Origin of the sequence: Intrasporangium sp. (assembly GCF_039812505.1) — a bacterium.
GTDB lineage: Bacteria > Actinomycetota > Actinomycetes > Actinomycetales > Dermatophilaceae > Intrasporangium_A.
Genome location: NZ_JBDIAQ010000121.1, coordinates 1 through 10795, shown reverse-complemented (window position 1 = coordinate 10795; position 10795 = coordinate 1). Strand labels below are relative to the sequence as shown.

Genomic DNA, 10795 nt, shown 5'->3' with positions numbered 1-10795 from the left:
CTCGCCGATGTCGGCCAGGTGGTCGGCCGGCCGGTGCGCGGGCTTGGACTTCGGGCTGAAGACGAACTTCTCCTGCTGGCCGCCGCGGTCGGCAACGGTCACGGGGTGCGCTCCGGACCGCGCTCCGACCTATGCTCGAAACCATGCGGATCGCAGTCGCCAGTGACCATGTCGGGAAGCCACTTCGCGAGCACCTGACGAAGGTGATCACCGAGCTGGGCCACGAGGTGGTCGACTTCGGCACCGACGACACCGACCCGGTCTCCTACTGCGACCGGGCGTTCCCCGCGTCCGAGGCGGTCGCCAACGGCGAGTGCGACCGCGCCGTGCTGGTCTGCGGCGGCGGCATCGGGATGGCGCTGGCCGCCAACAAGGTCGTCGGGATCCGTGCCGCGGCAGTGTCCGACGCCTGGTCGGCCCGGCTCGGCCGCGAGCACCAGGACCTGAACGTCATCGCGGTCGGGGCCGGTGCCGTGGGCCCGGCGAACGCCGCGATGATCGTGACCGAGTTCCTCACCACCGAGTTCGAGGGAGGACGGTTCGCCGGGCCGCTCGCCGCGATCGCCCAGTACGAGTCCCGGTGACCCGGGGCCGCGGCGCCCGCCGGATCGCGGACACCGCGGCACAACAGGGGCCGGTGCCGCCGAGCGCCCGCCCGGCGGCATACCGACCACAACCGTCAGCGGGTGCCGTTGGCGGCGAACTTCGCCACCGCGTCGACGTTGCTCTTGTCGATGAAGGCCGGTCCGGTCGCGGTCGGACGGCCACCGCCGATCGTGTTGCCGTTCGTCTTGTAGAGCCACAGACTGTCCACGGCCAGGTAGCCCTGCAGGTAGGGCTGCTGGTCAATGGCCCAGGCGACCTTGCCATCCTTGATCGCGGTCACCAGCTCGGCGTTCGTGTCGAAGGTGGCGATCTTGGCCGTGCTGCCCGCCGGGAGGGACTGGACGGCATTGAGCGCGTACGTCGCCGCGAGGGTGACCACCCAGTCCAGGCTCGGGTCCTGGGTCAGCGCGGCGTTGATCTTCGTCGAGACGTCGGACGGGTCCTCGCCCTTGACGTATGCGCGATCGACCTTGCCGGCCGTCCCGAGCCCCTTGGCGATGCCGTCGCACCTGGCCTCCAGCTGGGTCTGTCCCTGCGAGTGGATGACGCACAGCACGTGCTTGGCACCGTCCTTCGCCAGACGCTGCCCGGCGGCGAACCCGGCGTCGGTCTCGCTCTGTCCGAAGAAGCCGAGCGCCCCGAGCCGGAAGGCGTCGGCCTCACCGGCGTTCAGCATCACGAAGGGGATGCCGGCCTGCTTGATCCGCTGGATGGTCGGCCCGAGCGCTCCGGTGTTCGGGTCGGTGACCGCGATGGCGTCGACCTTCTTGTCGATGGCGGCCTGGATGAGCTGGGCCTGACGCGTCGGGTCCACGTCGCCGGAGTACTCGAGCTGGACGTTGTCCTTGGCGGCGGCGACCTCGGCGCCCCGGCGCACGATGTCCCAGAAGGTGTCACCGGTCGGCGAGTGGGTGATGAACGAGACGGTCATGGTCGGGGTGCTCGCCTTGCCGGCACCCTGGGTGGAGGCCTGGTCTGCGCTCCGGCCGCCACTGGAGCTGCAGCCGGCCAGGGTCACGGCGGTCGCAGCAGCCAGGACGGTGAGGACGCGGGTCGTACGGCGCATGGTGTCTTCTGCCTTTCAACGTCCACCGCTGCATCGAGCGGTGTGGGGGGACAGCGGTCCGGCGCGGGTGCCGGAGGGTTGGGCTCTTGCGGGGGGTGCAGGCTTGCGGCGGGCGGCTCAGCCGACCTCGCGCCGGGCGCCTGAGGCGGCCACCTGCTGGGCCGCGTCGACGACGGCCATGGTCGCCACCGCCGTGTCGAAGTCCGTGCTCATCGGCTGGCCGGTCAGCACGGAGTGCAGGAACTCCTGGATCTCGGCGACGAAGGCCTCGCCGTACCCGGTGCCCACGCCGCCGCCGGGCATCGGGGCGACGTCGGCGAAGTAGGGGTGCTGCGGTCCGGTGAAGACCCGGCGGGGACCGTTCGTGAGCACGTCGGCCACCCCGCTCTGGAAGATGTGGAACTCCCCACCGGTGATGGAGTCGAAGCTCGCGTGCCCCGCGGAGCCGTAGACGGTCACCCCGAGGGAGTTCGGCATGCCCGCCGCGACCCGGCTGACCTCGAGGTGGGCGAGGCCACCACCCCCCAGCTCGAACAGGACCACGGCGATGTCGTCGTTGGTGACCTCGGCGTACTCCCCCGTCGTGCCCGCGTCGCCGTGGCCGACGACCGCCCGTGACGGGACCGGCCGCTTCGGGATCACCGTGCTCAGGCAGGCGCCGCGCACGGCGGACACCGGGCCGGCCACGAACTGCAGGGCGTCGATCGCGTGCGAGCCGATGTCCAGGATGGCACCACCGCCGGACTCGGCGAGCGAGTACCGCCACGAGAACGGCCCCTCGGGGTCGGCCGCGTAGTCGGCCTGGTACCAGGCCCGCGCCGAGTACACGTCGCCGATCGCGCCGGCGTGCACGGCATCCGCCAGTGCGGCCAGCCCGGGCAGCCGACGGAACGAGAAGCCGACCCCCGTGCGCACCCCGCTGCTGCGGGCCAGGTCGGCCAGCGCCCTGGCCTCCTCGACGCGACGCCCGAGGGGCTTCTCGGTGAACAGGTGCTTGCCGGCGGCCAGGACCTTCGGCAGCACCTCGGCGTGGACCAGGTTGGGCAGGGCCACGCTGACGACGTCGATGGACGGGTCGGCCAGCACCGCGTCCAGCTCCGCCTGCGCCGATGCGAACCCGTACCGCTCGGCCACCGACCGGGCCAGGGGCAGATTCGGGTCGACGACGCAGGCCAGCTCGACGCGCACCGGTCCCAGCCCGTGGGCCATGGACGCGTTGCGGTAGCCGAAGGCATGCGCCTGTCCGGCCATGCCCGCCCCGACGACCGCGACCCGAAGCGTATCCGTCATGGTCCTGTCCTTCCTGTTCCGTCCGGCCGGTTGTTGCCCGGCTCGACTGATGTGCTGTTCCGCCCCGTGCTGTTCTGCGCTTCTACTGCTTCGCTCGTACTGCTTCGCTACTACTACTACTACTTCGCTCTACTAGATTCTGGCTACTAGCACGTGCTAGCGTATCTCTAGTAGACGGCATGACGCAGTATGTGTCAAGACCTCGCCCCAGTGCAGTGACCACGACCGAGCCCCAGGTGGAAGGCGGGCCCCACGATGTCGCCGGACCAGATGTCCCAGCGGACCAGCCGACGGCCGACGATGGCGGACGTGGCACGCGAGGCCGGTGTCTCCCGGGCCCTCGTCTCGATCGTCTTCCGCGGGGCGCCGGGTGCCAGCGCGAGCACCCGCGAGCGGGTCCTCGGGGTGGCCCGGGAGCTCGGCTACCACCCGCACACCGCGGCGCAGGTGCTGCGTCGCGCCCGCAGCCGTCACCTGGGCGTGCTCTTCACCCCGCGCAACCCGTTCGAGGTCGAGATCGTCGAGGGGATGTACCCCGCTGCCGAGGCCCGCGGATACCGCCTCGTGCTGAGCGCGATGACGCCCACGCGGCGCGTGGGGACGGCGCTCGACGAGCTTGCGGGCTACCGCAGCGAAGCGCTCATCCTCGTGGGTCTCGAGCTCGAGGATCCCGTACCCACCGGCCCGGCCCAGCGCGTCCCCGTGGTACGCATCTCCCGGCACGCCGACGCACACTCCGACGTCGTGCGCAGCGACGACGAGAAGGGGATGAGCGACGCCGTCGACTTCCTGGTGGGCCTGGGCCACCACCGGATCGTGCACGTCGACGGCGGATCGATGCCCGGCGCCGACGACCGGCGGGACGGCTACCTGAAGGCCATGGAAAGGCACGGCCTGGCCGGCTTCACGCGGGTCATCCCCGGTGACTACACCGAGCAGAGCGGCGCGAGCGCGGCCCGGACACTGCTCGCCGAGGAGCAGCTCCCGACCGCCGTGATCACCGGCAACGACTGGTGCGCCTTCGGGGTCCTGACCACGTTCGCGCAGGCCAGGGTGGAGGTCCCGGGTGAGGTGTCCGTCGTCGGCTACGACGACAGCCGCCTGGCCCGGCTGCCCTTCGTGCAGCTCTCCTCGGTCCGCCAGGACGCCGGACTGCTCGGCGAGATGGCGGTGCGGGCGGCCGTCGAACGGCTCGAGGGCCGACGCGCCGTACCCCGCGAGATCGTGCTGGAGCCGCGCTTCGTACCGCGCGGCACGACCGCCGTCGCCAGACCGGACCCGCCGCCGGCGAGGATGACGCAGGGCTGACCCGGGTGGCCACCGGGTACCGCCCTGCGGGACCTACCCCGCCGGGTCGACGTCAGGCGGCCAGCGGGTGGCGCCGCTGGTCGGCCAGGTAGCCGAGCATCGCCAGCAGCAGCACTTGCGCGCCGGTGATCAGCGCCGCCCACAGGCCGAGCGGCAGGTGGCTGATCGCCTGGTACCGGAACACGCCGGGGCCGAGCAGACCGACGCCGAAGACGATGAACAGCAGGATCGTCACCGCCTGCACCCCCATGCCGAGGACGTGCAGGACCTGGTTGTCGATGGTGGCCAGGATCACCGCGCCGACCGCGTAGGCGATCGCCAGCACGAGATAGCCGCCATAGGTGCGCCGGTCGGTCACCCCGGGCTTGAGCTCGGCACTGCGGACCATGAGCATCAGGACGACGTAGAGGATCGCGACGGCGCCGGCGAAGCCGGCCGCAAGGTACCTGATCGTGCGCCGACGTGCCATCTGCTCGGCCTGCGAGTTCTGCTGAGCTGTCGTCATGGTGACCACCTGTTTCCGGAGCGTTGGTGCGCCAATCCAAGCAGGGTCGGGCAGGCCGCACCAAACCCGTGGTCCGGCGCGTCGATGCCCGGCTCGGCGGCATCCACATGCCCAGTATGCCGCTCATCCCGCGCCGCTCGAAACGTGTCGTCCCGGGCGGGCCGACCCCCGGCCGGCAGACCTGCCCCCGGACGCCCCGCGGCACCGCGACCGCCGTCGTCCGCCGTCTTTGGGAGGATGGTGGCGTGCCCCGCACCTCGCCATCCGCGACCCCGGAGAAGACCCACTCGACGCGCGACCTGACCCGCTTCGCGTACCTGTCCATCGCGGCGGCGATCGTCACGATCACCCTCAAGGTGTTCGCCTGGCAGCTGACCGGTTCGGTGGGGCTGCTGTCCGACGCGGCCGAGTCGGTCGTCAACCTCGTCGCGGCGATCGCCGTTCTCATCGCGCTGCGGGTCGCCGCGATGCCCCCGGACAAGAACCACCACTTCGGGCACTCCAAGGCCGAGTACTTCTCGGCCGCCCTCGAAGGCCAGATGATCTTCATCGCGGCGGTCGTGATCATGTGGTCCGCGGTCGAGCGGTTCCTGCACCCGCAGTCGATCGACAACGTCGGCATCGGCCTCGGTATCTCGGCGGTGGCGTCCATGGTCAACGGCGTCGTGGCTGTGGTCCTGCTCCGGGCCGGCCGGCGCCACCGGTCGCTGACCCTCGTCGCCGACGGCAAGCACCTGATGACCGACGTCTGGACCTCCGCAGGGGTTATCGTCGGCGTGCTGCTCGTGGCCGTCACCGGGGTCCAACGGCTCGATCCCGTGGTGGCCTTCCTGGTCGGCCTGAACATCGTGGTCACCGGGTGGAAGCTGCTCCAGCAGTCCGTCGAGGGGCTCATGGACATCGCGATGTCCAAGGAGGACAACCGGGCCATCGCGACGGTCCTGGCCGGCTTCGTCACCGACCAGGTCCACTTCCACGGGCTGCGCACCCGGGTGTCGGGCCAACACCGGTTCGCCGAGGTGCACGTGCTGGTCCCGGGCGTCTGGACCGTCCAGCGCGGCCACGACCTCATGGAGGACGTCGAGGCAGCCGTGCACCGGGCCGTCGAGGACGTCACCCTGACCTGCCACCTCGAGCCGTCGGAGGACCCCAGGGCGTACGGCGACTACGCGGCCGAGGTCCCCATCCCGACCCATCCCGACGTCGTCACCGGCCGGGAGTCGCCACGTGCCGAGGGCGGCCGGGACGATGCCGACCGGGGCGCCCCGTGACCCCCCGGCACGTCGTCACCGACTCCCCGATCGGCGAGCTGACCATCGTCGCCGAGGGCGGCGCGATCACCGCGCTGCACCTGGCCGGTGCCAAGTACCGCCCCACCGACGCAGCCTGGTTCGGCGCGGCCGGCGACCCCGCGCAGGAGCCGTTCGCCGCGGCGGTCCGCCAGCTCGGCGAGTACTTCCGACGCGAGCGCCGCGACTTCGACCTGCCCCTCGCACCCGCCGGAGACCGGTTCGCCCAACGCGTCTGGGCGCTGCTGCGCGAGATCCCCTACGGCGGGACGACCACCTACGGGGAGCTGGCTCGCAGGCTCGGCGACCGCAACCTCGCGCAGGCGGTCGGCCGCGCCAACGGGCACAACCCCATCGCGGTCGTCATCCCGTGCCACCGGGTCATCGGCGCCGACGGCAGCCTGACCGGCTATGCCGGTGGCCTGGAGCGCAAACGGTTCCTGCTGGCCCTCGAGGAGCCGCCCGCCGAGACGGCCGGTCGGCTCTTCTGACCCATGCCGCGCCCGACCCGTGCCCAGCCGACATCTCACACTCCGCCGCCCCGGGACGTTGACAGGGCATGAGACACCCCTTCGAGCAGGCCGTCGCGCAGCACGGCGGGGTCGTGCTGCGGGTGTGCCGGGCCGTGCTCGGCCCGGTCGATGCCGACGACGCCTGGTCGGAGACCTTCCTGGCCGCGCTGCGCGCCTGGCCCGACCTGCCCGACGACGCCGACGTGCGAGCGTGGCTCGTCACCATCGCCCACCACAAGGCGGTCGACCTCGTCCGGGCCCGCCGGCGTGCCCCCGTGCCGGTCCCGGTGGTCCCGGAGCCGGCCGGCCGGACCGGCGGCGACACGCCGGCGCTGCCCGACGACGACCTCTGGCACGCCCTGGCCGCCCTGCCGGACAAGCAGCGCCGCTGCGTCGCCTACCACCACGTCGCCGGGCTGTCCCACCCCGAGGTCGCCGCCATCGTCGGCGGCACGGCCGCGGCCGCCCGCCGCGCCAGCGCCGACGGCATCGCCGCCCTGCGACGCACCTACCTGCCCACCCTGGAGCGTGAGACCCGTGCCTGACCCCGCCCTGACCCCCCTGACCACCCCCGCCCCGACCGACGGGCAGCACCTCGCCGGGCTGCACACCCGGCTCGTGCGCCGGGCCACCGACGGCGGCCTGCTCGACCTGACCTACCGCGTGGTCGACTCACCGATCGGGCCGCTGCTGCTCGCCACGACCCCCGCCGGGCTCGTCCGCGTCGCCTTCGAGTCCGAGGGCCGCGACGCCGTGCTCGAGTCCCTGGCCGACCGGGTCGGCCCGCGCATCCTGCACGACCCGCACGGCTTCCCCGGGCTGGTGGAGCAGCTGCGCGAGTACTTCGCCGGGCGTCGTCACGGCTTCGACGTCGCGGTCGACCTGCGGCTCGCCCACGGCTTCGGCCTAGAGGTGCTCGCCCAGCTGCGCGAGATCCCCTACGGCACGACGCGGTCGTATGCCGCCGTGGCCGCCTCTGCGGGCCGTCCCCGGGCCGTGCGCGCGGTCGGCACCGCGTGCGCACACAACCCGGTCCCGCTCGTCGTGCCGTGCCACCGCGTGGTCCGCTCCGACGGCACGCCGGGCGGCTACCTCGGGGGCCCGCAGGCCAAGGAGTTCCTGCTCCGCCTCGAGTCGGCTGCGGCCTGACCCCGGCCGCGCCCGGCCACCCCGAGACACACCGACGCGCCCGACCACCCCGAGACACACCGACGCGCCCGACCACCCCGAGACACACCGAACACCGGCAAGGTTCGCCGGTTACAACCGACGGAGCTGGCAGTTCTTCGGGGTGTCGCGGGTCGTGGGCGACGGCGCGCGCAACGAGACGGCGGGTGCCGCCACACGCCGGATGCAACGAAACGGCTCGCTCGTGTGTCTGCACCAGTAGAAAGCCCGAGCAGCAGACTGGGAAGCCCGAGCAGCAGACTGGGAAGCCCGACCGAGGAGACCGGGGAGCCGATGAGACGCAGGGACGAGGACGCCTTCCGCGAGTTCGTCGCCGCACGGCAGGGCGCGCTGCGGCGGCGCGCGTTCCTGCTCTGCGGCGGCTGGGCCGACGGCGACGAGCTCGTCCAGGAGGCGCTGGCGCGGGTGTACGTCGCCTGGCCCCGGATCGCGGCGGGGGCGCAGGAGGCGTACACCCGCCGCACCATGCTCAACCTCTACCTCAACGCCCGACGCAAGGGACACCGGGAGGTGCTGACCGACACCGTGCCCGAGGCCGCCTCGGCCGACCCCGACCGGGAGCTCGCGATGACCCTGACCGACCTGCTCGACGGGCTGCCCGAGCGCCAGCGAGCGGTCCTCGTGCTGCGCTTCTGGGACGACCTGACCGTGCCGCAGATCGCCGAGTGCACCGGCGTCGCCGAGGGCACGATCAAGAGCCAGATCTCGCGGGGGCTCGCGGCCCTGCGCGGCCGGCTCGCCGAGCCACCCCTGAACGGAGCCCTGACGTGAGCGAGCAACGACTTCGGAAGGTCCTGGGTGCCGTGAACGACCTCGAACCACCCCGCGACGACCTGTTCGTCGAGCGCGCACTCGGCCGTGGGCGCGCCCGCGTGCACCGGCGCCGCTCCGGGCTGCTCGGCGCCGCGGCGGCCGTCGTCGTCGCGGGTAGCGTGGGCGGCATCTGGGTCAGCGGGCACCCGGGGCAGGAGGCCACCTCGGCCGGCGGGGCACCGGAAGGAGTCACCATGCAGAGCGAGCAGGCACCGGGCGAGCGCGTGCCGACGACGACTCCGCCGAGCGCCGCGCTGCGGCCGGGCGTGCCGCCGGCCCGCGACCTGTCGGGCTGGTTCAGCGGGCCGATGACCCCGGTGCGCGCCGCGATGGAGACCCTCGCGCCGACGCTGGAGGTCCGCTTCCCCGACGTGTTCGCGGGCACGTATGCCGCCGACGCCGCCAACACGCGCATCGTGGTCTGCGTGACGCGCCAGGACGCCGAGCTCGAGGCGATGGTGCGGGCGGACGTCCCGGCCGGTTCGGACATCGGGTTCCGGACCGTGGCGCACTCGATCCGGCAGCTGCGCGCGGCGGCGGCCACCATTGACGCCGCGCGGGTCGACCTGCAGGTCAAGGGAGTCGCCGTCGTCGGGGTGAAGATCGATGCCCGGGCCAACCGGGTCGTGGTCACCACGATGGGCGACGTGCCGGGCAAGGTCGCCTCGCTGGTCGGTCCCGGTCTGGTGACCGTCGTCGTCGAGACGCCGCACACCCCCGGGGTGATGCTGCCCGGCGGCTCGACCCTTTGGCCGCTGCAACGCTGACCGGGCGTCGTCGCCTGCCTGCCGCCCGGTGTCCTCCCGGCGCCTGCCGGTGTGCACCCGGTGGGACTGGCTAGGGTCGGCCCATGAGACAGCCGCCGCGCCCGAAGGTGCCGATGTCACCGGTGGCGGCGCTGCGGCGGATCTGCTTCCTGCTCGAACGTGCCCGGGCGAGCCACTATCGCGTCGACGCACTGCGGCGCACCCTCGAGACGATCCGGCTCATTCCCGAGGCCGAGCTGCGAGAGCGCGCTCGATCCGGAACCCTCAAGCAGCTCAAGGGAGTCGGCGACACCAGTGCGGCGATCATCACCGAGGCGCTCCGAGGCGAAGTGCCGCGCTACCTCGCCGCCGTCGAGGGCGAGCACGGCGACGAGTCGGCGTGGGAGGGCGGCGAGCTCCATGCGGCACTGGTCGGCGACCTGCACGTGCACTCGAACTGGAGCGACGGCGGCAGCCCGATCGAGGAGATGGTCCTCACGGCGGTCGAGCTCGGCCAGGAGTGGCTGGCCCTGACCGACCACTCCCCCCGCCTCACCGTGGCCAACGGGCTGTCCCGGGAGCGGCTCGAGCAGCAGCTCATCCGGGTCGATGCGATCAACGCCGGCGTGGCCGGCTCGTTCCGGCTGCTGACGGGCATCGAGGCCGACATCAACCTCGACGGCACGCTCGACCAGGACGACGACCTGCTGGGCCGGCTCGACGTCGTCACCGCCTCGGTCCACTCGAAGCTGCGCCAGCCGTCCTTCGAGCTGACCCCGCGGATGCTCGCCGCGGTGCGCAACCCGCGCACCAACGTGCTGGGCCACTGCACCGGCCGGCTCGTCACGGGCGGCCGCGGGACCCGGCCACCGTCGACGTTCGACGCCGAGCAGGTGTTCCGGGCCTGCCGTGAGCACGACGTCGCCGTCGAGATCAACTCGCGCCCCGAGCGGTGCGACCCGCCGGACGAGCTGGTCGAGCTGGCCCGCGACCTCGGGTGCCTCTTCGCAATCGACTCCGACGCGCACGCCCCCGGCCAGCTCGACCTGAAGCACCTCGGCTGCCGGCGGGCGGAGCAGCTCGGGATCCCGGCCGAAAGGGTCGTCACGACGTGGCCGGTGCAGGACGTCCTCGCCTGGACGGGCGGGTGACCCGGAGCCCGGTTGGCGGGTGGTCGGCGCCCGCCCGACTGGGGGTTGGCGCCCGCCCGGCCGGGGTGTTCGTGCCCGCTCGAGTGAGCGGCATACGGATTTGGTGCCCACCGGAATCTCCCATATAGTTTCGACGTCCCAACGGGCACCGGTCCCCATCGTCTAGCGGCCTAGGACTCCGCCCTTTCACGGCGGCAGCACGGGTTCGAATCCCGTTGGGGATACGCAGGACAACTGAATCAGCATGGCCCCGTAGCGCAGTTGGTTAGCGCGCCGCCCTGTCACGGCGGAGGTCGCCGGTTCGAGCCCGGTCGGGGTCGC

12 protein-coding genes and 2 tRNA genes are annotated in these 10795 nt (G+C 72.5%); 11 read left to right on the top strand and 3 right to left on the bottom strand.

Features of this window, described 5'->3' with window-relative positions; genetic code table 11:
- Positions 1-143: 143 nt before the first annotated feature.
- The gene (locus WMI84_RS13870; protein ID WP_347354130.1) at positions 144-584 is read left to right on the top strand and encodes an RpiB/LacA/LacB family sugar-phosphate isomerase; all 441 of its coding nucleotides are present in this window, start codon (positions 144-146) and stop codon (positions 582-584) included.
- A gap of 95 nt (positions 585-679) precedes the next feature.
- On the opposite strand, the gene WMI84_RS13865 is transcribed toward WMI84_RS13870, so the two are convergent.
- Together WMI84_RS13865 and WMI84_RS13860 are read right to left on the bottom strand one after the other, a co-directional pair.
- A complete protein-coding gene (locus WMI84_RS13865) occupies positions 680-1672 on the bottom strand; it encodes a sugar ABC transporter substrate-binding protein (RefSeq protein ID WP_347354128.1) in 993 nt (330 codons plus the stop codon).
- Between the two features lie 117 nt (positions 1673-1789).
- Entirely contained in the window at positions 1790-2962 is a 1173-nt protein-coding gene (locus tag WMI84_RS13860) for a Gfo/Idh/MocA family oxidoreductase (RefSeq protein ID WP_347354126.1), read from the bottom strand.
- A gap of 300 nt (positions 2963-3262) precedes the next feature.
- Between WMI84_RS13860 and WMI84_RS13855 the strand changes: the two genes are divergently transcribed.
- Positions 3263-4270, top strand: a complete 1008-nt coding sequence (locus tag WMI84_RS13855) for a LacI family DNA-binding transcriptional regulator (RefSeq protein ID WP_347354134.1) — start codon at positions 3263-3265, stop codon at positions 4268-4270.
- Between the two features lie 52 nt (positions 4271-4322).
- Here the strand turns inward: WMI84_RS13855 and WMI84_RS13850 are convergent, their stop codons facing one another.
- Positions 4323-4775: a hypothetical protein gene (locus tag WMI84_RS13850; RefSeq protein WP_347354124.1), complete on the bottom strand. Its 453-nt coding sequence runs from the start codon at positions 4773-4775 to the stop codon at positions 4323-4325.
- 245 nt (positions 4776-5020) lie between these two features.
- Between WMI84_RS13850 and WMI84_RS13845 the strand changes: the two genes are divergently transcribed.
- The 9 genes from WMI84_RS13845 to WMI84_RS13805 all read left to right on the top strand — a co-directional run bounded on the left by WMI84_RS13845 (position 5021) and on the right by WMI84_RS13805 (position 10794).
- Complete coding sequence (locus WMI84_RS13845) at positions 5021-6046, top strand: cation diffusion facilitator family transporter (RefSeq protein WP_347354122.1); 1026 nt, start codon at positions 5021-5023, stop codon at positions 6044-6046.
- Positions 6043-6555: a methylated-DNA--[protein]-cysteine S-methyltransferase gene (locus WMI84_RS13840; protein ID WP_347354120.1), complete on the top strand. Its 513-nt coding sequence runs from the start codon at positions 6043-6045 to the stop codon at positions 6553-6555. Before WMI84_RS13845 ends, WMI84_RS13840 begins: the two co-directional genes overlap by 4 nt.
- 68 nt (positions 6556-6623) lie before the next feature.
- Complete coding sequence (locus WMI84_RS13835) at positions 6624-7121, top strand: sigma-70 family RNA polymerase sigma factor (protein WP_347354119.1); 498 nt, start codon at positions 6624-6626, stop codon at positions 7119-7121.
- Positions 7122-7179: 58 nt separating this feature from the next.
- Complete coding sequence (locus WMI84_RS13830) at positions 7180-7725, top strand: methylated-DNA--[protein]-cysteine S-methyltransferase (RefSeq protein WP_347354132.1); 546 nt, start codon at positions 7180-7182, stop codon at positions 7723-7725.
- 312 nt (positions 7726-8037) lie between these two features.
- Entirely contained in the window at positions 8038-8535 is a 498-nt protein-coding gene (locus WMI84_RS13825) for a SigE family RNA polymerase sigma factor (protein ID WP_347354117.1), read from the top strand.
- Positions 8532-9344, top strand: coding sequence for an alpha-lytic protease prodomain-containing protein (locus WMI84_RS13820; protein ID WP_347354115.1), 813 nt, complete (start codon positions 8532-8534; stop codon positions 9342-9344). Before WMI84_RS13825 ends, WMI84_RS13820 begins: the two co-directional genes overlap by 4 nt.
- An 83-nt stretch (positions 9345-9427) precedes the next feature.
- The gene (locus WMI84_RS13815) at positions 9428-10474 is read left to right on the top strand and encodes a PHP domain-containing protein (RefSeq protein ID WP_347354113.1); all 1047 of its coding nucleotides are present in this window, start codon (positions 9428-9430) and stop codon (positions 10472-10474) included.
- Positions 10475-10625: 151 nt separating this feature from the next.
- A tRNA-Glu gene (locus tag WMI84_RS13810) sits at positions 10626-10698 on the top strand.
- A gap of 22 nt (positions 10699-10720) precedes the next feature.
- Positions 10721-10794 (top strand) — tRNA-Asp (locus tag WMI84_RS13805).
- Position 10795: the final 1 nt, after the last annotated feature.

Excerpts from the sequence above, each read along its gene's own strand:
- WMI84_RS13870 (WP_347354130.1), top strand. The coding sequence starts at position 144 with ATGCGGATCGCAGTCGCCAGTGACCATGTCGGGAAGCCACTTCGCGAG.
- WMI84_RS13865 (WP_347354128.1), bottom strand. The coding sequence starts at position 1,672 with ATGCGCCGTACGACCCGCGTCCTCACCGTCCTGGCTGCTGCGACCGCC.
- WMI84_RS13860 (WP_347354126.1), bottom strand. The coding sequence starts at position 2,962 with ATGACGGATACGCTTCGGGTCGCGGTCGTCGGGGCGGGCATGGCCGGA.
- WMI84_RS13855 (WP_347354134.1), top strand. The coding sequence starts at position 3,263 with ATGGCGGACGTGGCACGCGAGGCCGGTGTCTCCCGGGCCCTCGTCTCG.
- WMI84_RS13850 (WP_347354124.1), bottom strand. The coding sequence starts at position 4,775 with ATGACGACAGCTCAGCAGAACTCGCAGGCCGAGCAGATGGCACGTCGG.
- WMI84_RS13835 (WP_347354119.1), top strand. The coding sequence starts at position 6,624 with ATGAGACACCCCTTCGAGCAGGCCGTCGCGCAGCACGGCGGGGTCGTG.
- WMI84_RS13825 (WP_347354117.1), top strand. The coding sequence starts at position 8,038 with ATGAGACGCAGGGACGAGGACGCCTTCCGCGAGTTCGTCGCCGCACGG.
- WMI84_RS13815 (WP_347354113.1), top strand. The coding sequence starts at position 9,428 with ATGAGACAGCCGCCGCGCCCGAAGGTGCCGATGTCACCGGTGGCGGCG.